General features: G+C 33.2%; 21 protein-coding genes, 1 pseudogene and 1 riboswitch. All 22 genes and pseudogenes read right to left on the bottom strand.

Going from position 1 to position 24,752, the window contains the following annotated elements:
* Positions 1 to 17: 17 nt before the first annotated feature.
* Positions 18 to 566, bottom strand: coding sequence for an OadG family protein (locus Q428_RS10070; protein ID WP_051515108.1), 549 nt, complete (start codon positions 564 to 566; stop codon positions 18 to 20).
* A gap of 16 nt (positions 567 to 582) precedes the next feature.
* The gene (locus Q428_RS10065) at positions 583 to 2,133 is read right to left on the bottom strand and encodes an acyl-CoA carboxylase subunit beta (RefSeq protein ID WP_035380587.1); all 1,551 of its coding nucleotides are present in this window, start codon (positions 2,131 to 2,133) and stop codon (positions 583 to 585) included.
* Positions 2,134 to 2,532: a methylmalonyl-CoA epimerase gene (gene mce, locus Q428_RS10060; protein ID WP_035380585.1), complete on the bottom strand. Its 399-nt coding sequence runs from the start codon at positions 2,530 to 2,532 to the stop codon at positions 2,134 to 2,136.
* Positions 2,522 to 3,460 carry a methylmalonyl Co-A mutase-associated GTPase MeaB gene (gene meaB, locus Q428_RS10055; RefSeq protein ID WP_035380583.1) on the bottom strand — a complete coding sequence of 313 codons (939 nt, stop codon included), beginning with the start codon at positions 3,458 to 3,460 and terminating at the stop codon, positions 2,522 to 2,524. Before meaB ends, mce begins: the two co-directional genes overlap by 11 nt.
* A 3-nt stretch (positions 3,461 to 3,463) precedes the next feature.
* Entirely contained in the window at positions 3,464 to 3,856 is a 393-nt protein-coding gene (locus Q428_RS10050; RefSeq protein ID WP_035380581.1) for a cobalamin B12-binding domain-containing protein, read from the bottom strand.
* 11 nt (positions 3,857 to 3,867) lie between these two features.
* The gene (locus Q428_RS10045) at positions 3,868 to 5,538 is read right to left on the bottom strand and encodes an acyl-CoA mutase large subunit family protein (protein WP_035380580.1); all 1,671 of its coding nucleotides are present in this window, start codon (positions 5,536 to 5,538) and stop codon (positions 3,868 to 3,870) included.
* Positions 5,539 to 5,914: 376 nt separating this feature from the next.
* Positions 5,915 to 6,538 (bottom strand): energy-coupled thiamine transporter ThiT, encoded by a 624-nt coding sequence (gene thiT, locus Q428_RS10040; RefSeq protein WP_035380578.1) that lies wholly within the window; start codon positions 6,536 to 6,538, stop codon positions 5,915 to 5,917.
* A 32-nt stretch (positions 6,539 to 6,570) separates the two neighbouring features.
* Positions 6,571 to 6,672, bottom strand: a riboswitch (TPP riboswitch).
* Positions 6,673 to 6,790: 118 nt separating this feature from the next.
* Complete coding sequence (locus Q428_RS10035) at positions 6,791 to 8,125, bottom strand: sensor histidine kinase (protein WP_035380576.1); 1,335 nt, start codon at positions 8,123 to 8,125, stop codon at positions 6,791 to 6,793.
* Positions 8,122 to 8,814 carry a response regulator transcription factor gene (locus Q428_RS10030; protein WP_035380575.1) on the bottom strand — a complete coding sequence of 231 codons (693 nt, stop codon included), beginning with the start codon at positions 8,812 to 8,814 and terminating at the stop codon, positions 8,122 to 8,124. Before Q428_RS10030 ends, Q428_RS10035 begins: the two co-directional genes overlap by 4 nt.
* A 70-nt stretch (positions 8,815 to 8,884) precedes the next feature.
* A complete protein-coding gene (locus tag Q428_RS10025; protein ID WP_035380568.1) occupies positions 8,885 to 9,397 on the bottom strand; it encodes a hypothetical protein in 513 nt (170 codons plus the stop codon).
* A gap of 15 nt (positions 9,398 to 9,412) precedes the next feature.
* Positions 9,413 to 9,691 carry an LptM family lipoprotein gene (locus tag Q428_RS10020; RefSeq protein WP_035380566.1) on the bottom strand — a complete coding sequence of 93 codons (279 nt, stop codon included), beginning with the start codon at positions 9,689 to 9,691 and terminating at the stop codon, positions 9,413 to 9,415.
* A gap of 241 nt (positions 9,692 to 9,932) precedes the next feature.
* Positions 9,933 to 10,358, bottom strand: coding sequence for a thioesterase family protein (locus Q428_RS10015; protein WP_423219591.1), 426 nt, complete (start codon positions 10,356 to 10,358; stop codon positions 9,933 to 9,935).
* Positions 10,359 to 10,387: 29 nt separating this feature from the next.
* Positions 10,388 to 12,205 (bottom strand): ATP-dependent zinc metalloprotease FtsH, encoded by a 1,818-nt coding sequence (gene ftsH, locus Q428_RS10010; RefSeq protein ID WP_035380565.1) that lies wholly within the window; start codon positions 12,203 to 12,205, stop codon positions 10,388 to 10,390.
* Between the two features lie 73 nt (positions 12,206 to 12,278).
* Positions 12,279 to 12,830: a hypoxanthine phosphoribosyltransferase gene (hpt, locus tag Q428_RS10005; RefSeq protein WP_035380563.1), complete on the bottom strand. Its 552-nt coding sequence runs from the start codon at positions 12,828 to 12,830 to the stop codon at positions 12,279 to 12,281.
* Complete coding sequence (gene tilS, locus Q428_RS10000; RefSeq protein WP_051515107.1) at positions 12,817 to 14,157, bottom strand: tRNA lysidine(34) synthetase TilS; 1,341 nt, start codon at positions 14,155 to 14,157, stop codon at positions 12,817 to 12,819. The genes hpt and tilS overlap by 14 nt, the downstream gene beginning before the upstream one ends.
* Positions 14,158 to 14,365: 208 nt before the next feature.
* Positions 14,366 to 16,756, bottom strand: a complete 2,391-nt coding sequence (gene spoIIE, locus Q428_RS09995; protein ID WP_035380559.1) for a stage II sporulation protein E — start codon at positions 16,754 to 16,756, stop codon at positions 14,366 to 14,368.
* Between the two features lie 363 nt (positions 16,757 to 17,119).
* The gene (locus Q428_RS09990; protein WP_035380557.1) at positions 17,120 to 17,986 is read right to left on the bottom strand and encodes a glycosyltransferase family 2 protein; all 867 of its coding nucleotides are present in this window, start codon (positions 17,984 to 17,986) and stop codon (positions 17,120 to 17,122) included.
* A 220-nt stretch (positions 17,987 to 18,206) separates the two neighbouring features.
* Positions 18,207 to 21,248, bottom strand: coding sequence for an efflux RND transporter permease subunit (locus tag Q428_RS09985; RefSeq protein WP_161633620.1), 3,042 nt, complete (start codon positions 21,246 to 21,248; stop codon positions 18,207 to 18,209).
* Between the two features lie 82 nt (positions 21,249 to 21,330).
* The gene (locus Q428_RS14585; protein WP_051515106.1) at positions 21,331 to 21,921 is read right to left on the bottom strand and encodes a TetR/AcrR family transcriptional regulator; all 591 of its coding nucleotides are present in this window, start codon (positions 21,919 to 21,921) and stop codon (positions 21,331 to 21,333) included.
* A 536-nt stretch (positions 21,922 to 22,457) separates the two neighbouring features.
* On the bottom strand, positions 22,458 to 23,525 hold the full coding sequence (locus Q428_RS09975) for a DMT family transporter (protein WP_035380552.1): 1,068 nt from the start codon (positions 23,523 to 23,525) through the stop codon (positions 22,458 to 22,460).
* Between the two features lie 14 nt (positions 23,526 to 23,539).
* Positions 23,540 to 23,812 carry a metal-sensing transcriptional repressor gene (locus Q428_RS09970; protein ID WP_035380551.1) on the bottom strand — a complete coding sequence of 91 codons (273 nt, stop codon included), beginning with the start codon at positions 23,810 to 23,812 and terminating at the stop codon, positions 23,540 to 23,542.
* 358 nt (positions 23,813 to 24,170) lie between these two features.
* Positions 24,171 to 24,752: pseudogene (locus Q428_RS15460) on the bottom strand (transposase); the annotation flags it as partial.

Raw genomic sequence — 24,752 nt, 5'->3', positions numbered from 1 at the left:
GAACCCTCCTTATTATTTTACATTCTTTTGTTTATTTGGTCTTGTTTTGCAGTATTTGACCAATTATCATCTAGTCTTTTTATAGATTTAATCTTTAAATTTGTAAGGGGAATGCCTGAAGCCTCTTTAACAGCTGCTACAACAACTGCAACTTCTGAATCCTTCAGCCCTGAAATTTTCATCTCCCCTGAGGTTTTTTCATCCAGCAATCTTATGGACTTAATATTTAACTTACTTAATGGTATGTCTGAAGCTTCACTTACAGCTGCCATTATTACTGCGGCTGTTTCTTCATCTGCTATACCACAAAGCTTTGCATCTCCTCTAACAATACCTGATTTGTCAACCACAGATGGCATAGCAACAGTATTTCTTTCTAGCTGTGGTTTTACTTCTTCCTCAATTTTTGTATCCTCAGGCTTCTTGCTTTTTAGAGAAGTTAAAAAATTTAAAATCTTGTTTTGAATTACAATAATAAATGACAATAATATTAGAACTATAAATACTATCAGCATACATACAACCGTAGTATTCAGCCCTAAGCTTAATTTTTCTGCTAAACTCATTAATTTCCCTCCCAATCTATACAGGTAGGTTACCATGTTTCTTTGGTAAGTTGCTCTCCCTCTTTGAAGATAGCATCATTAAGGATATGATAATATATTTTCTGGTTTCTGATGGTATAATCACATCGTCTACAAAACCTCTTTCAGCAGCAGTATATGGATTGGCAAATTCCTGTCTGTATTTTTCTATCATTTCCTTTCTCTTTTCTTCAGGATTCTCTGCTGAAGATATCTCCTTTTTAAATATTATTCCTGCAGCTCCATCTGGTCCCATAACTGCGATTTCAGCACTAGGCCATGCATATACCACATCAGCACCTAAATCTTTACTACACATGGCAAGATATGCCCCTCCATAGGCTTTTCTTAATATTACAGTTATTTTGGGAACAGTTGCCTCCGAATATGCATATAACATTTTAGCTCCATGTCTGATAATGCCTCCAAACTCCTGGGCAGTTCCCGGAAGAAAACCTGGGACATCAACTAAACTTAATATAGGAATATTAAAGGCATCACAAGTCCTTATAAATCTTCCTGCCTTATCTGAAGCATTTATATCCAGGCATCCAGCCAGTACCTTAGGCTGATTGGCTATTATACCAACTGACATTCCCCCAAAACGGGCAAATCCTGTAATTATATTTTTTGCATATTCTTCCTGTACCTCAAAGAATTCCCCATTATCTGCTATTGATTTAATTATTTCCTTCATGTCGTAAGGTTTGTTTGAATTTTCGGGAATTATTGAGTTTAATTCATTGCATATTCTATTTACATCGTCTTTCTGCTCATATACTGGAGTTCTTTCAAGATTATTAGATGGAAGATAACTAAGTAGCTTCTTTATCTTATCAAGACACTCCATGTCATCTTTAGCTGTAAAATGAGCAACTCCTGATTTACAGTTGTGTGTAGCTGCACCACCTAAGCCCTCAGCGGTTACCTCTTCTCCTGTAACAGATTTTATAACCTGGGGGCCTGTGATAAACATTTGACTCTTTCTGTCCACCATGAAAATAAAATCCATTAAGGCTGGAGAATAGACTGCACCACCTGCACAAGGTCCCATAATAGCAGCAATTTGGGGAACAACCCCTGAAGCCTTTGTATTTCTATAGAATATATTTCCATAGCCCGAAAGTGCATCAACACCTTCCTGAATCCTGGCTCCACCTGAATCATTAAGTCCAACAATTGGTGCTCCATTTTTTACTGCCATATCCATTACCTTGCATATTTTCTTTGCATGCATCTCTCCAAGGGACCCTCCAACCACAGTAAAATCCTGGGCGAAAATAAAAACAAGCCTCCCATCTACTGTACCATATCCTGTTATTACACCTTCATTAGGAATATCCTGATTTTCCATACCAAAGTTGGTACATCTGTGTTTTACAAATTTATCAATTTCTACAAAGCTGTTTTCATCGAAGAAATATTCTATCCTTTCCCTTGCTGTCAATTTTCCCTGTGAATGCTGTTTTTCAATTTTATCTTCTCCACCAGCCATATCTATGTGCTGTTTTCGCTGGCATAATTCCATAATTCTATCCATAGCTGCCACCTACCTTTCACAAAGTTCAACAAGGACTCCGCCTGTTGACTTTGGGTGTAGAAAGGCTATTTTTGCTCCCCCTGCTCCATATGTTGGAACATCGTTTATGAATGTTATGCCTAATTTTTTTAATCTTCCTATTTCATTTTCTATTGAGTCAACTCTAAAGGCTATATGATGTATGCCAGGTCCCTTTTTCTCAATAAACTTTTTAATGGCACTTTCATCACTTATTGCCTCTAAAAGTTCAACCTCACTATCTCCAGTTGGCAGGAATGCCACCTTTACTCCTTGACTTTGTATGTACTCAACATCAGTACATTGTATCTGAAGATTTTCACTATAGAAATTCAATGCTTTATCAATGTTTTCAACAGCAATTCCAATATGGTCTATTTTACAAATCATAATCTCCCTCCTGACTACACAGGTTTTTTATAAGCAATTGGGCTCCACTTAGTGGTGTTATTTTTCTTTCATGAATCAGCGTTAAAACACCCTCAAGCTTTTCTGAATCCTTTATTTTATCAATAAAAACTTCAGTCAAACTTCTCCTAAGTTCCTCATAATCATTTCTCTTTCTTCTTTTGCTTATTTCTCCATTTTTACCTTTGTAGTTCAGGATTTCATCTATTTTATTCTTAAGATCATTTAGACCTGATTTGTTAATACAGCTTGTAAGTATTACATCTGGTCTTTCCCCATTCTTCAAAGCAAGTATTGAATTAATAGTAGCACAGGTTCTTTCTGCACCTTCTCTGTCTGACTTATTAACTACTATGATATCCCCTATTTCCATAATTCCTGATTTAATAGCTTGTATATCATCTCCTAAATCAGGTACTGTAACAAGGATAACCATATCCGTCAACTTTATTATTTCAATCTCTGACTGTCCTATTCCAACAGTTTCTATAAATATGTATTCATAACCTGCTGCATCTAAAATATTCGCAGCATATGAGGTTCCTCTTGAAACACCTCCAAGCTGTCCTCTGCTTGCCATGCTTCTGATAAAACAGTTTTTCTTAAGGGAAATATCCTTCATTCTGATCCTATCCCCAAGAATTGCTCCCCCTGTAAAGGGGCTTGATGGGTCAACAGCAACAATTGCTGTTTTATAATTATTTTCTATATACTGTTTTGCTATTAAATCTACAAGTGTACTTTTGCCTGCACCTGGCGGCCCTGTTATTCCTATTTTTTTTGCCCTTCCTGTTTTACAGTAAAGCTTTTCATAGATTTTTATTCCATCTTCGTCATTGTTCTCTACCAGTGTTATGAGTCTGGATATGGATTTTTTATCACCTGACAAAACCCCACTATATATATCCATATATTACCTCTTAACGTTCTGCTTTATGTAATCTACTGTTACCTTTGTTGGAGTACCAGGGGTAAAAACCTCCGAGATTCCAATTGACTTTAAAAATGGAATATCCTCCTCAGGAATAACTCCACCAGCTATAACCAAAACTTCTAATTCATTTTCTTTTATAAGTTCCATTACCCTTGGAAATAAATAATTGTGTGCACCTGATAATATACTCATAGCTATACAGTCCACATCTTCCTGAATTGCAGTTTCTACTATATCTTCAGGAGTTTGTCTAAGTCCTGTGTATATTACCTCAAATCCCTCTTCCATTAGTGCCCTGGCGATAACCTTAGCTCCTCTGTCATGGCCGTCTAATCCTGGTTTTGCAACAAGAACCCTGATTTTCCTGTCCATACAAATACCTCCTAAATAACGATTGTTTGTCTGTATTCACCAAAAACATCTCTAAGAACTCCACATATTTCTCCTAATGTTGCATAATTCAATACAGCATCTAAAACATATGGCATAAGGTTTTCATCTGTTGAAGCTGCATTTCTTAATTTTTCCAAAGACTCCTTAACCTTTTCGTTATCTCTGTCCTTCTTTATCTTTTTAAGGAGGGTCTTTTGATTTTCTTCAGCTTCACGACTAACCTTGAGTATGTCTTTCTTAGCATGTTCCTGTATTTGGAATTTATTAACTCCTACAACAATTTTTTCTCCATCCTCTATTTCTCTTTGGTATTTGTATGCCGAGTCAGATATCTCCTTTTGTATGTATCCAACTTCAATTGCCTTTGCTGCACCACCCATTTCCTCAATTTTATTGATATATTCAAACACCTTTCTCTCAATTTCATTTGTTAAGCTCTCAATATAAAAACTTCCTCCAAGTGGGTCAACAGTATCACATACACCGCTTTCATAGGCAACTATCTGCTGTGTCCTAAGAGCTATCCTTACAGATTCCTCAGTAGGCAGAGCTAAAGCCTCATCCCTTGAATTTGTATGAAGGGATTGTGTACCCCCAAGTACTGCCGCTAAGGTCTGAAGAGTTACCCTTACTATGTTATTATCTATCTGCTGAGCAGTTAGGGTGCAACCAGCTGTCTGGGTATGGAACCTTAGCATCATTGATTTTTCCTTTTTAGCTCCAAACCATTCCTTCATTATTTTTGCCCAAACACGCCTTGCTGCCCTGAATTTTGCAACTTCCTCAAAGAGGTTGTTATGGGCATTGAAGAAAAATGAAAGCTGTGGTGCAAAGTCATCTACATCTAAGCCTTTATTTATTGCTGCCCTTACATATTCAATTGCATTTGCAAAGGTAAAGGCAAGTTCCTGAACTGCTGTAGCCCCTGCTTCCCTTATATGATAGCCGGAGATGGATATTGTGTTCCATTTGGGAACGTTTTTTGAACAATATTCAAATATATCAGTAATAAGCCTTAAAGATGGCTTAACTGGAAATATGTATGTTCCTCGTGCAGCATATTCCTTAAGAATGTCGTTTTGTATTGTACCTCTTAAATTTTCAAAGGGCACACCCTGCTTCTTTGCAACAGCAAGGTACATGGCTAATAATACAATAGAAGGCGCATTAATTGTCATGGATGTACTTATTTTGTCTAATGGAATGCCATCAAACAATACTTCCATATCATAAAGGCTATCAATAGCAACTCCAACCTTTCCTACTTCCCCAAGGGATAGTCCTGAGTCTGAATCAAGACCAACCTGTGTTGGTAAATCAAAAGCTACTGAGAGACCAGTTGTTCCTTGGTTTAACAGGTATTTATATCTTTTATTTGATTCCTCTGCTGTTGAATAGCCTGCATACTGTCTCATTGTCCAAAACTTTCCCCTGTACATATTAGGCTGTATTCCTCTGGTAAAGGGATATTCTCCTGGAAAACCAAGTTCATTAAAGGTTGTATTCTCTACATCTTTTGGTGTATAAACTGTATTTACTGTAATATCAGATGTAGTTCTAAATTCTTTTTTTCTCTCCTGTGCCTTTTCAATTGTTGGTCTTAACTTTTTTTCCTCCCACTTTCTTTTAGCGACTTCTATTCCTGCAATATCCTTATACATTTTATCCCCCCAAACTTGTCCTTCTTTCCTTATTATTTTACTTGGAAAAGTTTAAAATATGACTAATTTTAGGGTGATGCATAAGAATACTTAATAACATAATATCACAAATTTCGGAATATTTTAATATGTTCTGAATAATTTCTTGCATTTTTTATTATATTTGAATTTTAAATTTTAGCATTAATTAGTATTTTAAAGGTAAAAGCCCATAATCTGACTTAAAATCATTTGAAATTATAAATGATTTTAGCTTAGTTATGGGCTTTCATTATATTTAACTATAATTTTATTAAATTATTTGAATTATTTTTGCCTGAAATAGATTTAATAGAACATTAAAATAAATTAATTCCTTCTTTTGTTTGATAAAACCTTAAACATTCTGAGTCTTTAACCTGTTTATTGCGTTTTTAAACTGTGTTATAAAGGCAATAACCACACACAATAATAAATCTGGTAAAAGATATGTTAAGTTATATACTAATGAGTATATTAAAACATTTTGTCCCTCTGGTGCATATGAACCAAAGAAAACAACTCCTGAAATTACATGGAAAAACAATCTTCCTGTCCCACCTAGCAATATACCAAGGGGAAGACTCTTTTTTGAAAGACCTGCCAGTCCTAGGGCTCCAAATGCCAGTGGATAATCAATCATTACCTGTGACCAATGAACAATATAGGGTTCTTGTATAAACTGCATAATTCCATATACTGCACCTGCCATAATACCATCCCTTGCACCATATATATATGCAAAAATAAATAGTGGCATTAAACTTCCAAGAGTTATTGAACCTCCTTGGGGGAGTTTAAAAATTTTAATGTAGGATAATACAAATGATAGTGCAATACAAAGACTTGCCATCGTTATCTTCTTTGTGTTAAATTTTTTGTTTTCTGGTGATTTAATTAAAAATACTGCCAGTAAAACCATAGCTCCAAGTAACGCCCAAAGTAATGGTTTAATTTTAAAAAGCCCTTCAAATATTTGCATAAAAAAACCTCCTTTTTTCACAGACGCAAAAAGGAGTAATCTTTTCGCTTCCCTTCGCTGGCATTACCCAGTTCAGGTTCAGAGGGTCGAAGGTTTTACCTTCCTCTCAGCCATCGGCTCCCCTAGCGTCTGTATATTTTATTTTCACTATAATTATATTGCTTAATTATATAAAATACAACCTATTATTACTATTTTCAACCTAGAAAACATTAGAACCTTTGTATGGTTTAAGGAATAAAGTCTTTTCAATTACCCTTCCATAGTCTTTATAGGGAGGGTAAAATATACACAAAGCCCTTTTCCCTGCATATTTTTTGCATTTATTTGTCCACCATGTCCCTGTATAATTTCTTTACATATTGCCAGTCCAAGACCAGTTCCTCCCATCTCCCTTGATCTTGATTCCTCTACTCTATAAAACCTTTCAAAAATCTTACTAAGCTTTTCCTCCTCTACTCCCTTGCCGTTATCATAGATTTCGCAAAGAAGATTTTTGTTTATTGCTGTTGTTCTTATGGTAACTTTACATTTTTCCCCTGCATATTTTAGTGAGTTTTCAACTATATTTGAAAACACCCTTTTTATTTTTGCTTCATCAATCATTATAAACATCTTGTTATCTATGTTGTTTATATATTCCAACCTTCCACCCTTTTGTATAACCTCCTGTTTTAATTCATGACATATATCCTCCATAAAAACCTTTGCATTTACTTGTTGTATTTCATATTTAGCTTTAACATTGAAAAAAGAATATTCATCTAATTCCTCTATCAAGCCCTTCAAATCCAAGGCCTTTCTATATATAGTTTTATAATATTCCTTTCTTTTATTTTCGTCTGTTATTTTTCCATCATCCAACCTTTTTATATACCCAAGAATAGAGGTAAGAGGTGTTTTTAAATCATGGGATATTGCCTGTATGAGCTCTAACTGGTTTTTTTCTGATTTTTGAAGTCTTTTACCCATTTCCTCAAAATTTCTACACAGATATCCTACTTCATCATTACCGTAATAGGGTATAACTGTTGTGGTATTTCCATAGTCAACTTCAGCCATAGCTTTACTAAGCTTTTTTAATGGTAAAGCAAGAATCCTATAAATCAATAGAGAAACAAAAAGTGAGACTGAAACAACTAATATCAATAAATAGTATTTTGTTTCACCTCTTTCTATATCTTTAGCCAAACTATTTATTCCGGTTGGAAAATAAGCATACACAATATAAATAGGGGTGTCTTTTATTTTTATAAAACCCGTTTCCTGAATCTCCCTTTTATCTCCATTACCGTTATTTGTGAAATATATTGTGTTACCTGACATATCCTTTATAATGAAATTCATGTTTTTATCCTTAGCATATTGATTTAAATATTCTTGAACTCCACTTGGATTATCCTTTATCATCTTCTGTAAGTTTACTATTGCCAATTGGAGCTTAGCCTGTCTTTGCTGTTCGTTTCTATTTATATCATCTATTATGTTTTTAGTAAGGATAAACTTAAAAAGACCTGCAACTATTGTTATTTGTATAACAAAACCAAGCATTAAAATAGCAGTTATTTTTGTATAAATGCTCCTCATTCTCTTTCACCTACAAATTTATACCCTATACCCCATATGGTTTTTATATACCTATCATCCTTATCTACCTTTTCTCTAAGTTTCTTTATATGGACTGTAACTGTATTTATATCCCCATATTCTTCATAACCCCATATGCTGTTATATATCTGCTCGCGAGTTAAAACTAAATTTGCATTTTCCATTAGATAACATAAAATTTGAAACTCTCTAGTAGAAAGCTCAATTTTCTCTCCCTCAAGGAAAACCTCATAGGAATTTTTGTTTATCTCTATCCCTTTAAATTTCAATATACCGTCATCAGTATATGTTATTTTTTCTTCTCTCTTACTTCTTCTTATATGGGCCTTAACCCTGGCAATAAGCTCATAATCATCAAAGGGCTTTGTTATATAGTCGTCTGCACCTATTTCAAAGCCTATTACTTTATCCATACTTTTAGACTTTGCTGTAAGAAAAAGAATTGGGCTCTCTACTTTATCACGAACTTTCTTCAAAACTTCCAGTCCGTCCATACCTGGCATCATTATATCTAGAATAATTAAGTCATATCTATTTTCTTCTATTTTTTCCAAAGCTCCCTTTCCGTTATATTCCTTATGAATTTCATAGCCTTCTTCCTCTAATATATCACTGATTAATTCAACTATATCTCTATCATCATCAACTATTAATATTCTTTCATTCACAGTATCATCTCCTTACTTTACAAAAATTATCTTAATTTAATTATAAAATAAGGATGCCTATAAAGCATCCTCATTTTAACAAATTCAACAAAATATCCAACTCATCATTTAGCTTGGTAAGCAGTAATTTTCTCTTTTCTTGTATTTCTATCATATTTTTGAGATTTTCTACGGCCTCATCTAAACTATTATTATATTCATTGTTTTCAAAGCTGTAATTTTCTATTTTTACTGAACCTACTGTTTTTTTAATTTCATCTGATATATCTTTTACTTTTTCTAATTGAAGTTTTATCAATTTCAATTTTTTATTTGAAACAGTTTTTAATCCATCGTCAATCTTGTCGATTTCCTTTATAACTTTCTGATTCTTTTCTTTTGTTACTTTCTTTAGTTCATTATTATCATCATTTAAATCTTTTAATTTCTTTTTTAGCTCATTTATCTGCTTAGTTAAATCTTTATTTTGTATACTATTGACACTATAAAAATGGTTAAACTTTATAAATCTAGTACGTGCCTGTGCAGATGTAAATGGCATAAACAATATAATGGCTACAAAAGCTACAATAAACTTCTTCAATTTAATTCCTCCTAGCTAATTCTTATCTACACTTTCCGCCTCATCCAAAGAATCAATAATATTGTCGATGTCCTCTATTAATGCCTTCGTTTCATCTCCTATTTTGTCAACCTCATCATTTTCCTGTTTTTGAATTGATGACTTTGAGTTCTCATTATCCTTAGATTTATTCTTTAATGTTGATGTTTGAGTCTTTAAATTTTTTTCACTATTTTCCTTTAGATTTTTATTTCCACAGCCTGAAAATTGCACTAACATGAAGACCAACAAAATACAACTCAATAACCTTTTCATTTTTTCCTCCAGGAACTTTTATAAATAAACATAACTATACTTAATTCTAATTTATGTACCTATATTATATAGTATAAGGATTAATATAGAATAAATAAATATTAAAAATTATTAATTCTACCATTGTTGCAAACTTTAATAAATTTCTACCCTATCAAACAGTACTTATATGTCCCTTGTATATAAAAAAGTCTCTTAATTTGTTACGTCAGTTACAACAAATTAAGAGACTTTTTTATAGTTATTTTATAGTTTTGTTGTTCAGCTTTGATAGGAATTTTTCTGAATCTATTACAAATCTTTCATGAAGCCCTTCTCCGATTTTTTCTGCTTCATCGTAGGCCTCTACTTTAAAAGTTAATTTTCTTCCATCAACCTCAATAAGCTCAGCTTCAGCCTTTACCTTCATTCCTATTGGTGTTGCAGCTAAATGCTTAATATCTAGCTTTATACCTACTGTTGTATAGCCATCTGGAAGAAATGTATCTACAGCTTTTTTTGCTGCTGATTCCATAAGCCCTACCATAGCAGGTGTTGAATATACATCAACTCCACCACTTCCATAGTTTACAGCAGAATCCTTTGGCTCTGCAACTGTTTCAATTTTTGCTTTAAGCCCAACCTTTACATTTTCCATCATATCTAGCACCACCTTTGTATTTTTCATAAAAAAGCGGAACTTTGGTTCCGCTTTAATTAGGCCTCATTGAATAAAACTTCAAACTCCTCTGCTTCAAGTTTTTCCTTTTCCAGTAATGCTTCAGCCACCCTATGAAGTTTGTTTATGTTTTCCTTTAGCAGTGTTTCTGCTCTGTGGTATCCAGTATCTATTATTCTCTTGATTTCTTTATCTATAACAGCAGCAACTTCTTCACTGAAGTTTCTTGATTTGTTAAAATCTCTTCCTAAGAATACTTCATCGTGACCAGTTCCAAATTCTATTGGTCCTAAGATCTCGCTCATTCCGTATTCCATTACCATTTTTCTTGCGATATTTGATGCTCTTTCAATATCATTCTTAGCACCTGTACTTATATCATCTAAAATAAGTTTTTCTGCTACCCTTCCTCCAAGAAGTCCAACTATCTCTTCTTCAAGATGAGTCTTTGAAGCATAGTATCTATCCTCTTGTGGCAATGAAAGGGTGTATCCTCCAGCTCTTCCTCTTGGTATTATACTTATTTGATGTACCGGGTCTGCATTAGGAAGAAGCTTCATTACAACAGCATGACCTGCTTCATGATAAGCTGTTAACTTCTTTTCCTTTTCACTCATAACCCTGCTCTTCTTTTCAGGCCCAGCAATTACCCTGGTTATTGCTTCTTCTAGTTCTTCCATGGTGATTAATTTTTTATCTTTTCTAACAGCTAAAAGCGCTGCTTCATTCATAAGATTCTCTAAATCTGCACCTGTAAATCCTGGTGTACGCTTTGCAAGTACAGATAGATTAACTTCAGCATCTAAAGGTTTATTTTTTGAATGTACCCTTAAAATGTCTTCTCTTCCCTTTACGTCAGGAGTATTTACAACTATTTGTCTGTCAAATCTTCCTGGTCTTAATAAAGCAGGATCTAATATATCTGGTCTGTTAGTCGCAGCTATCATAATTATTCCTTCATTTGCTCCAAAACCATCCATCTCTACAAGGAGTTGATTCAGAGTCTGCTCTCTTTCATCATGACCTCCACCTAAACCTGCTCCCCTTTGTCTACCAACAGCGTCTATTTCATCTATAAATACTATACATGGTGCATTCTTTTTAGCGTTCTCAAATAAATCTCTAACCCTTGAAGCACCTACACCAACAAACATCTCAACAAAGTCTGAACCACTTATACTGAAAAATGGAACTCCTGCCTCACCAGCAACTGCCTTTGCTAAAAGTGTTTTTCCTGTTCCTGGAGGTCCAACTAAGAGTATACCCTTTGGAATTCTTGCTCCAAGCTCAATATATTTTCTTGGATGCTTTAGGAAGTCAACAACCTCCTGAAGCTCTGTTTTTTCTTCATCAGCTCCTGCAACATCATTGAATGTTACCTTTTTCTTGTCATTTGTAGCAAGTTTTGCACGACTCTTTCCAAAGTTCATTACTCCTTTTCCGCCGCCGCCACCCTGGGATTGTTGAATGAATATAAACCATACTGCTCCTAACATAATAAACATAAGTACATTAGGAAGTATTGACATCCATATCGGAAATTTTGTTGGAGGAGTAAATTCAACATCCACCTTTATGTTGCCTGTTTGTAATTGGTTGGTTATAAACTCCTGGAAAGGTCTTTGATCACCTGAATTTGCGGTGAACACCTTACCATCCTTATATTCTCCCCTTGCTGTTCCAGTTTCTGAATCAATCTTTATACTTTTAACTTTATTTTCTTTTATGGCTGATATCAACTGACTATAATTTATTTCATCCTTTTTAGGACCTGTTTCATACAGAGTCATAGCCGCAAAGAAGGCAAATATAATCAGTATCCAAACGCTAGCATTCTTTAAGAATGACTTTTTCATTTTAGCCCCCCTCTCAATATTAAAACGATATCTTAAATTTTAACATATTATGTGTTTTTAAACAATTCAATAGTTAAACCTTTTTGTAAACTTCTTCTTTGAGAACTCCAACATAAGGCAGATGTCTTCCTATTTCGGCATAGTCAAGACCGTATCCAACTACAAACTCATCTGGTATGCTGAATCCTACATAGTCTGCCTTTATATCAGCCTTTCTTCTTTCTGGTTTGTCAAGAAGACAACAAATCTTTAAATTTCTAGGATTTCTTGCTCTAAGATACTCATATAGATATTTTAATGTATTTCCAGTATCTATTATATCCTCAACGATAACAACATCCCTGTTTTCTATATCAAAATCCAAATCCTTTAATATTCTAACTATTCCTGATGACTCCGATGACATACCATAACTTGAAACCGCCATAAAGTCCATTGTAACATTAACATTCATTGCCCTCATAAGGTCAGAGACAAAAATTACAGAACCCTTTAAAACTCCAATAAATATTACATCTCCATCTGGAAAATCCCTCTCAATGTCAAGGGCTATTTCTTTTATTCTTTTCTTAATTTGTTCTTCTGATACAAGAACATCTTTTATCATGTCTTTAACATTCAGCATAATTTACACCTCTCTCAAATTTTATTTCAAGGATACGTTTTGTATTCCCATCAACCTTATAATTTTTAGTATCTCTTATTCCATATATCCATAAAATTTCACTGCCTAAAGCTATTAATGGCAATTTTTCTCTATCTTCTTTAGGTATTTTTTTGTCTATAAAAATATCTTTAATTTTTTTTCTACCATTCATACCCTTAGGATAAATATAATCTCCATCCCTCCTGTTTCTAACCATTAGCCCTCCATCTATTTTATCATAATCAAAGTATTTAACATTAAAGCTCTCCCTGACCATTTCACTTGAATCTATTAATTTTGTTATAAGGGACATACCTAACTCTGGTATTTTAGTTTCACCATTTATAATTATTTCATATTGAAATTGACTATAATCTGTTTTTTTCCTAATTTTAAATATATCATATTGAATTACACATTCAATATCATCAGGCAAACTTATTGATTTACCCGTATTCTTTTGAGATATAAGTTCTATACATTCCTCTATATGTTTTACTTCTATACCATTTAAATTACCCTTAATCAATTCAATTAAAGTTCTTAAAATCCTTCTTTTAAGTGCAATATGTAATTCATTAAAATTATCAATTAAAACTCCATCTTTTATTTTTATCCCTTCCAGTTCTTCCAGTGCCTTTATGTTTAAATACTCGTCTTCATCCTTTGCTAAATCAGCCATTTTAAACATATTCTCTTCGAATCTAGGGTTAAAATTTTCCCTTATATATGGTACAAGCTCTAGTCTGATTTTATTCCTAGTATATATACATTCTTTATTTGTACTATCTATAACAGGATTTAATTTATTTTCACTGCAATATCTCTCTATCTCATCTCTGCTACAGTTAAGCAAAGGCCTTATATATTTTCCATCTCTCACAGGCCTGATGCCTGCAATACCGCTAATTCCTGAGCCTCTGAAAAACCTCATGAGCATTGTCTCTACCTGGTCGTTTAAATTATGTGCCAGTGCAATCTTTCCTGCTCCCATCTTATTTAAGACTTCATCGAAAAATTGGTATCTTACGTATCTGCCAGCCTCTTCACTTGACATTTTATTTTCTCTTGCAAAGTCTTCTATTTTAATTCTTTTACAAAAAAAAGGTATTCCCATGGATTGTGCCAGGGTCTTTGAGTATTCCTCATCTCTAAAGGCTTCTTCACCCCTGATCATGTGATTTATATGTACTGCATATAACTTTATCTCTAAAACATCCTTTAAACTGTTTAAAATATGAATAAGGGCTGTAGAATCAGGACCTCCAGAAAGCCCAATCACTATCCCATCACCCTTAGTTATCATGTTATTTTTTTTATATATTCAAAAACCTTTTCCCTCATATTCACACCACACTTTAAAACCTTATGCATAGAACAAATAATATTATGCATTTTAAGTTTTTCCTTGTTTTTGATATATATACAATATAACAAATAATGATTAAAAATAAAAGAAGATTAGAAGTTTTTAACTATATACTTCTAATCCTTTTTACTATGCTTTTCTCCCGTTACATTACTTTCCATATTTTTGATACTATAACAGTCATATCATCCTGAACTTTACCTCCATAATATTCCCTTGCCTTATTTAATATGTAATCAGATACATCCTTAGGATTTCCGCTTTCAAACTCTCTTAAAGCATTTACAATCCATTTTTCCTTTAAATCCTCATTAGCGTCAACTATTCCATCAGTAACCATAACTATCATGTCACCATTTTTAAATTCCACTATCTGACTTTCTATGTCCACCTCATCTAATATTCCTACTGGCAGACTTGTGCTTTTGATTATCTCCACATTTCTTCCTGATTTAATAAAGGTTGGTGCTGCTCCAATCTTTATAAATTCCCCGATTCCACTATACATATCTATAAGACCCATATCAATAGTGGCAAAGCTCTCTTCACAACTTCTTAAAACCAGTACTGAGTTAATTGCCTTTATGGCTGCATTTCTCTCAAAACCTGCTTCCATAAATTTTTCAAGAAGAGATATTGTAGTATTACTTTCAATTGCAGCCGAAGAACCGCTGCCCATTCCATCACTGATAGCAATCATATATCTGCCTTCCCCTATATTCCCAAAAGAATGGCAATCACCAGAAATATCCTCCTTTGCACATTTAGAAACAGCAGTTGCTATGTTATAATTTTCTGCTTCTATCATTCTGAACTGACATAATGAACAATCCTCTTTTATTTTGCAATTACTTTTATCCCTAACCATCTTTACCCCAAGACATCTTGATATTACTCCCATATAATCCTTTGTACAGCTTTGCTGTCCTGAACATGGTTTTGTATAAACCGTAACTTCATATTTATGTCTATTGTTCTTTATTGCCAATATATCACTGAATTCAAGTCCCTTTCTATCCAGTGCCACAGCAATTTCTTCCTCTATATCGTTTTTAAACTCCATATTACTTGAAAATTCCCCAACAATATCTTCCATCAGTGAAGATATACCTTTTATTTGTTCTGAAACTATCACCCTTGAATTTATTAATTTTCTCTTCCATTTATTATTCAACCTGAATAATTCAATAACATGATTTACCTGTTTAACCATTTCGTTAGGTCTTAAGCACTTTCTTCTCATATCTTCAGGCATTTCATTTATTCCCACTCGGCCTATTCTTTCAGCATTCCTTAATAATTCAATAAATGATTCATATGTACAATACAATTCTTTTTTCCAGCATTGTCCCCTTGACTCACAGCTGGCACAAACCTTGTCAGCTAGTTTTTCTACCATTCCATTTATTTCGCTTTTTTTCTTTAATTCATTGTTCACGTTTTCCTCTAAAATCTCTGAAAGCCCAACTAATGCCTCTGAAAGTCTGGTTAGTTTAACCGACATCATATCCTTAACCCTGTCAATATAAGATTTTTGAAATTCTAATGCTCTTTTATCTCCATCTACAAGAAGTGCTGTTTTTTCAATTTTTCTACCGGGTATAATAAGGAAAATCAAAGCAGGCAGCAAGGTATCCATATAAACCGCCTTTATATTCAATATTTCTGTGGTGTACATACTTAGTAATACTGCAGATAGGACGAAAGCTAAAGCTGTAATTATTTTTCCAACCTCTTTAAAAATACCACTGATAAGACCACAAAAGGAATATATGCCAATTGCAACTGGCATTGCAGGATCTGATATACTTGAAACCAATCCCAGGGCAACTCCTACTGCTGCTCCTGCACCTGGCCCTTCTATATATCCACTGAAAAGAACCACAATAAATGCAATCATGTTTTTCAGTGAAAAATATTGATACTTTATGTCCAACGTTCCTGCTATTGCTAAAGATATTACCAATCCTAAGCAGACAATTTCTTCCCTTGATAATACCTTTCTTTTTTTATTTTGAAAGTATAAAGGTAAGGCATAGGAAAATATATATGATGACGCAGTGATAATTATTGATTCAAAAAATATCAATAAACCATCATAAAGAACAAATCCACCTGAAATAAAGTATATATGGAATAAAAGATTAATGCACATGTTTACAACAAAAGCAATGGCAGATATTTTATAAATTCTATTTTTATCCTTTTCCTTTATAAAAAATATAAACATCATTGTAATTATAAGGGAGACTGCCCTTGAAAGAGATACATATCCTTTTAATAAACTTATATATCCTAAAACCCCAAAAATTCCTGTTAATAACGCCAACTGCCTGTCCAATACCCCTGCTGCCGCTGTAAACATAGCTATTCCAAAGGGCATTAACCCTTTAAGCATTACAGCTCTAGAGGCAAAAAAAACAGTGGCATAAAGGGCAATATGAGAAACCGATATTAATTTTAACTCCTTCTTAGTTTTTTGATTGTTATTTTTTGTTACCCTCTTATAAGGTAAAATTTCCTGTTGATATATCATTATCCCACCCCACATCCTTAGTGTAGGGATATTATATCAAATATATGTGGAAAATTTTGTAATTATTACTACTGCTTATGATAAAATTTTCTGACAATTAGAAATATAATAAGCCCTTTGCCAATATTCTTCGACTTAAATCATATCCTGTATCTGAAAAAAATTAACCTTCCTATCTAAACTTAGGGAAAACTTTATTGATTTTAATTATTCTAAAGCCAGTTAGTAACAGTGATGATGATAAACGGATACTTTCATACCGTATTTATTTTTCAAAATGAAAGGACCGTTGCATTACCATTTTAAAACATCTAATGCAACAGCCCCACCATTTACCTTGTGCCGTAATCCCTTTCAATTATGTTAACATTTCTTTCTGAACAAATTAACAAATAGTGCAATAATTAATTTTATACTTATGCCCATATATACTAACAAGGTTACAACAAAACTGTACTTCTTGTAGTAATGTTTATTATAAAACAAATACATTGCCCTATGAAATTCATAAATAGTCTTAAGTCTTTTCTTCTTACTGCTTTGCCCCTTGTAATGAATCATTTGAGCTTCCGGATAATAAACTACTTTATACCCTGCTTCTTTTATTCTATAGCACCAATCTAAATCTTCCCCGTACATAAAAAAATTTTCATCCAACATTCCTACTTTTTCTATAACATCTTTTCTAACCATCATAAAAGCCCCTGTTAATGAATCTACCTCATTTATCTCATCATCAGGGAGATAACTCATTTTGTATTTACCAAATTTCTTTTTTCCTGCAAATATCCTGTCGAGTTTCAGCATGTAGCAAAGTGAGGCTGATGGTGTTGGAAATCCTCTTTTACAGGCATGATCAAGCTCACCGTTCATCAGATAAATTTTAGGTCCTAACGCCCCAATTTCCTCATGTTCTTCCATGTATTTAAAACATTTTTCTATACATCCATCTAAAATTTTAGTGTCTGAATTAAGTAGTAGAATATACTTTCCTCTGCTTTTCTTTATAGCCTTGTTGTTTGCCTTTGAAAAACCTACGTTTTCTGTATTTGCTATAAATGCAATATCATTATACTCCTCCATAATTGCCTCTAAACTACCGTCCCCAGATGCATTATCAACTAAAATTATCTCATATTGAACATTATGAGTAGTATCCATCACCGATTTAATTGTTTGTTTTGTCAAATCCTTGGTTTTATAATTTACTATTATAATTGAAATTTCCATAGTTAACCGTCCCAAATAAACAAATAAATTTTTAATACCATCAATGTCACTACATATAGTATCATTAAGTATGATACACCTTGCCCATTTACTTGGTCAATAGGTGTATTTGTATGAATATCTATATTAATTTAAAGTTTCTTTAAAACCATCATTAATTATATTTTTCAACCCATTAGTGATACATCAGCATTTAAATGCCAATGTATCACTGGCCTATTTAATTATTTTTTATAGTTTTCAATTTTCCAATAACCATATTGTATACCACTGGAATAATAACAAGTGTTAGAAAAGTCGATATCATTAGTCCTGCCATCAATGCAATTGCCATAGGCCTGAAGAATTCACTTCCCGAAAGAGCCAGTGGTGTTAATCCCATTATAGTTGTTATTGTCGTCAACATTATTGGTCTAAAACGCTTACCTGCTGCATCTGAGCATGCCTCATCTAAATTCTTTCCAATCCTGATTTCGTAGTTTATATAATCTAAAAGAACAATTGCATTGTTAACAACTATTCCAATTAAACTTACAACCCCTAAAAGTGCTGTAAATGATAGCGGCTGTTTAAATAGCCTCAGACCAATTATTGAACCTACAGCTGAAAATGGTATTGTCAGCATTATAATCAAAGGCTGTATAAAGGACTTAAACTGAAATAGCAATATTATATAGATTATTACAATTGCAAATATTGCAGTTTCTCCAACGTTGCCAAAATTCTCCCTTATCTTTTCTTTTTCTCCGTCAAAGGTAACATCAACACCCTTTAAATTAATTTTATCCAGTTTATCACTTATGACGTTTTGAATATCAATTGCCCTGTAGTCTGATTTTACATCACACAATATAGTTGCAGAAATCTTTCTATTATATTTATTAATAGATGGACTTTGTAGTTCCGACTTAAATACCGCAATATCCTTAAGAAGCATAGTTCCTGAGGTTACCTCTGATTTAATCGGTAAATATTTTAACTCTTCCAATGTTTTAACGTTACTCCTGACTATTATATTCTTTTCATCCCCATCCTTTCTTAATACAGTTGCTTCCCTTCCATATAAGGCAATGTTAATCTGATTTTGCACATCATATTTTGTTATACCATGTAAACTCAACTTAGTATCATCCAAATAAACATTAAGTTCTCTTTGCCTGTTCCAAAGATCATCTTCCACCTTCATTGTACCAGGTATTTTTTTCAGTTCATCCTCTATTCTCCCTACTGCCTCTTCAATTTTTTGTATATCATCCCCGGTTATTCTAATTCGTATCGGGGCACCTATAGGCTCTCCTTGTTCAAGTTGGTTTACAGTAACCCTTCCACCTTTAATATTTTTATCAAATATATCCTGCAGGTATTCGGTAATTTCATTATTCTTTTGAAATCTCTTTCCATTCCTTAAGTCAATTTTAACCATAATCTGTGCTACATCTGAGGAAGCTATTGTGGCGGGAAGACTATTGTAAAACTTGGGAAGACTATCACCTACAGATGATACAATCCACTGCACTTCTTTCTGTTTTAACAATAAATCTGATACCTCCGCCGTAAGCTTCTCTGTTTCCGATATATCATTTTTATGGTCTGCCTTTAAATCGATGTATATTATATCCGTATCTGCCTTTGGGAAAAACTGTAGATCAATATCAGAGAACAGCCAAAATCCTAAGGCAATTAACAAAAAAGATGTTAAAATAACAATTCCCCTTCTCTTAATGCTTTTGGTTAAAAAATTATTAAACCATGTTCTTATTATCCATTGCCTTGAATTGCTTTTTCTTTTGTCGAAAAAGATATATGCCATGGCAGGGGTTAAAAAAAGAGCTACAATATATGATGCAAACAGAGAAATGCTGACAATTATGGGCAGACTGGATATATACTCACCTGCAATTGATGAAAGAAGTAATAGAGGCAAAAAAGCTGCTACGGTAGTAATTGTTGAGGTAAACACAGGGACTGCAACTTCCTTAATACCCATAATACATGCTTCCATTTTCTCCTGACCACTATCCAGCCTTGCCTGTATTGCATCGCTGACGACTATGGCATTATCAACAAGCATCCCAAGTGCAACTATTAATGCTGATATTGATATCTGATGTATCTTTATACCAAGCAGATTCATAAACACAAAGGTTATCATTATAGAAACCGGTATTGCTGTTGAAATAATTAAGGCGTTTCTAATACCCATTCCTATTAAAACGACAATTATTACAAATATCATGCCTTCTAAAAGATTTATAATAAAACTGTTAATTGAAGTTCTAATACTTTCAGGCTGGTACAGCACTTTATTAAGTTCTATGTCAGATGGAAGTTTATCTTTTATGGAATATAACTTTCTATCTATTTCCTTTCCTATAAGTACTATATTTTTATTTTCCTTAAAATAACCGCATAACAATACTGCATTGCTTTTATTGAATTTTATTTTATTTCCTCCTGAATCCCTTCCAATATATACTTTTGCTATGTCACCTAATTTTATTGTTTCTCCTGTTTCCTTTATTACATATAAAATTGTATTTTTAATATCCTCAACTGACTCATAGGCTCCTTTTGTTTTTAGACTTATTTTATTTCCATTGTAACTTATATTCCCCGAGGGAATTTCTACATTTTCTGCTTTAATTCTATTAAGGATTTCATCTATTGAAAGCCTGTAAACATTCAGTTTTTTATAATCAACATCTACAAATATATTGTTTTCCTCTTTACCATTTACTTCAAACTTTGAAATCCCTTTAATCTCACTTAGTTCACTCTTTATATTTTCCGCAATATCATTAAGTTCATTATTAGTGTAATTTTCCCCTGATAGACTTAATATCACGCCTGCAGTATCCACAAGATCCGTATTAATTTCTACGTTTTTACACTCCTTTGGAAGCTTGCCCTGCAAATCATTCATTCTAAGTCTTAAATCCTCCCAGGCAGAATCTATATCTGCATCTGGCTCAAGCCTTACAAAAACCACTGAAACATTGTGATTGGAGTAAGAATTCATATAATCAAAGCCTGGTACCTTTACAATTTCATCCTCTATTTTTCTTGTAACAAGCTTCTCTACAATCTCCGGAGCTGCCCCTGGGTAAACAACTGAAACTAATGCTACAGGAGCTTTGATGTCTGGATACTCTTGTTTTGGCAAGATATAATAGCTGTAAAGCCCCCATATCAAAACGGCAACGGTTAAAAAGAATGTTATTTTTCTTGATTTTACAGCATTAAAAATTACACCTTTTTTCACTTCTAATACCCCTTTCATTAATAAACATGTGTTCATTTTTATGTTACGCAAAACCTTAGGCTTAAACTCCATCCATTATGAATTAATATAATCCCACAATCTGCTCAATATACATCTTTACAAGGCTGTTAACAACAGATTTTTTGTTTTCTGTTCCATTTTTATCCTTTAAAATTATAACCATCCCTTCAACTAAACCAGCAGCTGCTATCTTTGCCCACATCTTAGCATCCTTAAGATTTTCATTTTCCACATTGTTTTTTATTATATCTCTAAATCTTTCTTCAATTAATCTTAATAGTTCATCTTTGGCAAATTCAAATCTCGATCCTTTGCTTCCTTCAATTAAAATAAGAAGTTCATCCCTATATTCCTCTTCTATTTCGACTATTGTGTTTACCAGTTCATTTAAAAAAACTTTTTCTATATCCTTTTTTTCCCTTGGAGGATCATTATATTCAAGAATCAGTTTAACTATTTTACTATATACCGGACTTAAAACTGCCTCAAATAATGCTTCTTTGTTTTTAAAATATCTATACATATTCCCAGCTGTCATGCCTGATTTTTTAGCAATAGCCCTCATGGAAGCTTTTTCGAATCCATTTAAACTGAATTCCTTCACTGCTGAAATCAATATTTTTTCCCTTAATTCATCTTTTAATACCTGCAATAATAAACCTCCGTTCATTTTTATTTTAATATACCACGTTAATATCTGTTTTATTCTATATTAAAAAAATTCTATACTCTGTTGCAATTATCAATACGGTCTCTGCATCAGGCGATGCTTATGCTGTTGCCAATATACACAAGACTTATGTGTCCTGCAATGTATCTCCTAGAATATATTCTTTCAACACTTATGTCATTTACTTATCCTTATTCTTTGTATTTCTTATTTTATCAATAAAATTTAAAGGCCCAATTTTAAATATTTATGTTGTTTACGGAATAACTTTATTTTTTGACAATATATATATAGCTTCTTCTCTGGTAGTTGCATTTGGCACAATACAATATCCGTGTTGAGTATCCCATCCTCCCCAATTCAATGCTCCCCATTGGATAAGTTAAGTTGATTTGTTTAAGGATGATAGGGGTAAGCTTAACTATTTAGCTTTGGTTAAAAAATATCAAAAAAACTATGAATCCAGGGTATTTGGCTACTGCCCTATGGATAACCATTTTCATTTAATAGTTCATCTCTTAATGGGCATGCCTATGGTGTATATCCGGAGTATGTGGATGCTCATGCAACACTTCTTCATGTTCGTGTATGTGAGAATGATAACCACTAGGCGGGACTTCCCCAGGTAAATGTGTATGGATGTGATGATTATCATTATGACTGTGCCTATGCTCATGAACTATATGTTCATGGCTATGGATATGGTTATGATCCTCTTTTAACAAAAAGAATGTCCCCAATATCATTACAGGCAATGCGATAACAAACATGGAACTTGGAACGTCATGATTTAATAAAAATGCCAAAATTGCTCCAATAAACGGTGATGTTGCAAAGAATGCACTAGTTCTAGCGCTTCCTAGCTCCCTCATAGCAAGGACAAACAAGACGATACTTAACCCATAACTAAAAAATCCAAGAATCATAGCTAATAATACTACTTTTAAGTCCGGAATATGCTGTTTCGATAAAAGTGCCAGAAATAATGAAAATGCACCTGCTCCGAAACCTTTAAAAATTACTATAGTAAAAGGATTCTTTGCTGAAATATTTCTTGTAAAGTTATTGTCAATTCCCCAGCAAACACAGGCACCAACTACTCCCAAAGCTCCTAAAGAAAATCCCCATTGGTTGCTAAAATCCCATGAAAGTAAAATACTTGCAATTGTAATACACGAAACCGCAATCCAAACCCTCTTGCCTACGCTTTCTTTGAAGAAAAATAAAGCAATCAAAGTTGTTGATACACCCTCAAAATTTAGAAGTAATGCCGCTGTAGATGCCGGCGTAATCTTTAGACTTGACATCAATATAATAGGCGCAATAACTCCACCAAATAATACAGCACCAAGAAGCCAAGGAAAATCTTTTTTTGAAAGTGGAGCCTCCGATTGTCCTTTCTTGCCAATCAAATTAGTTATCATCTGATATAACAGCAATCCAGCTCCGCTTCCCAAGTAAAGAAAGGAAGCAAGTGGAACTGGTTCTATGTGACCTAATAGCATTTTTGCCAGTGGAGCACTTGCACCAAAGAGAAGGGCTGCAAGCAATGCCTGAATTATGGGAAAAATCTTCACTTTATTCATCTCTACCTACCATCCTATTTAAAATACTTGTCTATAGCATCATTAAGGTTCTCTAAAACGGTGTCATCATTATTGTTAATTGCATCTTTCACACAATGATTTATGTGATCCTTTAATATTACCTTGCCTGTGTTATTTAGTGCAGATATCACAGCGGAAATCTGAATTAGTACCTCGCTGCAATCCCTGCCATCTTCAACCATATGCTTAATAGCATCTACATGCCCGCTAATCCTTGATAATCTATTAATTACGGCTTTATTATTTGGATGATTATGTTGAACCATTTCCAGCCCTCCTAATAATATATTATCCCCCCATAGGGGATATGATAATTATATCACTTTTTAGGAATCTGTACTATAACCTTATACTCATTTAACTTGTGGCTCTTATACTTTAAAAATAATAAGTATAACTTAAAGACAAAAAACAAAAACTCAATCAAAGTGATTTGCGTCTCTAATCAACTTACTTTACATAGAATTGACATATAAGTATTGTTTAGATTCTATCAACTGCATTTATATGTCCCTAGTATATTTTTGCTCAATTATCACTATGCTTGTCCAATCTTTATGCTTTATAAAAGCATTTATCTCTTTGACTTTTTAAAATAAACTTATTAAATTGCCTTTTTAAAAATTAAGCATACTGTTCCATAAACTCATATGTAATATTTTTATATTTCTCATCATCTAAAAGCTTTACCCCAAGGCTGCTGAGCTTTGAAACCCTGCTTTGGGTTATGTTTCCAAGGACGCGACAGATTTCACTGCATTTTAAGTTGCAAAGGCTTCTCATTAAAAGTACAGCCAGTGCCTTTGCTTCAACTATTGCTCTACAGTGTTTTGTATGGAGCTTTATTTTTTCAATCCCAAGTTTTGATGCTATAAATTCTAATATTTCTTTAGTTTTAATATTTCTTATTAATATCTTTCTTTGACTTCTGTATTCTGTTCCTTCATTTAAAAACTCTACTTCTTCTTTAAAAACCTTATCAGAGCATTTATATACTAATTTCATATAGCTTTCTCTGGCTCTTTTAGGATTTTTGCTGAACATTCCCATAATAAAGCCATCATCAACAAGTTCATAGGGGTCGTGTCTTAAGCCTAAATATATTGAAAGACTTGAAAACTCATACTTTTCTGGGCAATTTTCATATCCTTTTATATCACAAGGATTGTTGTGAACATATGCCGATAAGGCATAGAAATATATTTC

The sequence above is a fragment of the Fervidicella metallireducens AeB genome, assembly GCF_000601455.1.
Classification (GTDB): Bacteria; Bacillota; Clostridia; order Clostridiales; family Caloramatoraceae; genus Fervidicella; species Fervidicella metallireducens.
This window is presented reverse-complemented; position numbering and strand designations above follow the sequence as displayed.

Coding starts and splice junctions, on each gene's coding strand:
- Q428_RS10070 (WP_051515108.1), bottom strand. CDS start 566: ATGAGTTTAGCAGAAAAATTAAGCTTAGGGCTGAATACTACGGTTGTA.
- mce (WP_035380585.1), bottom strand. CDS start 2,532: ATGATTTGTAAAATAGACCATATTGGAATTGCTGTTGAAAACATTGAT.
- meaB (WP_035380583.1), bottom strand. CDS start 3,460: ATGGATATATATAGTGGGGTTTTGTCAGGTGATAAAAAATCCATATCC.
- Q428_RS10050 (WP_035380581.1), bottom strand. CDS start 3,856: ATGGACAGGAAAATCAGGGTTCTTGTTGCAAAACCAGGATTAGACGGC.
- Q428_RS10045 (WP_035380580.1), bottom strand. CDS start 5,538: ATGTATAAGGATATTGCAGGAATAGAAGTCGCTAAAAGAAAGTGGGAG.
- thiT (WP_035380578.1), bottom strand. CDS start 6,538: ATGCAAATATTTGAAGGGCTTTTTAAAATTAAACCATTACTTTGGGCG.
- Q428_RS10035 (WP_035380576.1), bottom strand. CDS start 8,125: ATGAGGAGCATTTATACAAAAATAACTGCTATTTTAATGCTTGGTTTT.
- Q428_RS10020 (WP_035380566.1), bottom strand. CDS start 9,691: ATGAAAAGGTTATTGAGTTGTATTTTGTTGGTCTTCATGTTAGTGCAA.
- Q428_RS10015 (WP_423219591.1), bottom strand. CDS start 10,358: ATGAAAAATACAAAGGTGGTGCTAGATATGATGGAAAATGTAAAGGTT.
- ftsH (WP_035380565.1), bottom strand. CDS start 12,205: ATGAAAAAGTCATTCTTAAAGAATGCTAGCGTTTGGATACTGATTATA.
- hpt (WP_035380563.1), bottom strand. CDS start 12,830: ATGCTGAATGTTAAAGACATGATAAAAGATGTTCTTGTATCAGAAGAA.
- tilS (WP_051515107.1), bottom strand. CDS start 14,157: ATGATAACTAAGGGTGATGGGATAGTGATTGGGCTTTCTGGAGGTCCT.
- spoIIE (WP_035380559.1), bottom strand. CDS start 16,756: ATGATATATCAACAGGAAATTTTACCTTATAAGAGGGTAACAAAAAAT.
- Q428_RS09990 (WP_035380557.1), bottom strand. CDS start 17,986: ATGGAAATTTCAATTATAATAGTAAATTATAAAACCAAGGATTTGACA.
- Q428_RS09975 (WP_035380552.1), bottom strand. CDS start 23,525: ATGAATAAAGTGAAGATTTTTCCCATAATTCAGGCATTGCTTGCAGCC.
- Q428_RS09970 (WP_035380551.1), bottom strand. CDS start 23,812: ATGGTTCAACATAATCATCCAAATAATAAAGCCGTAATTAATAGATTA.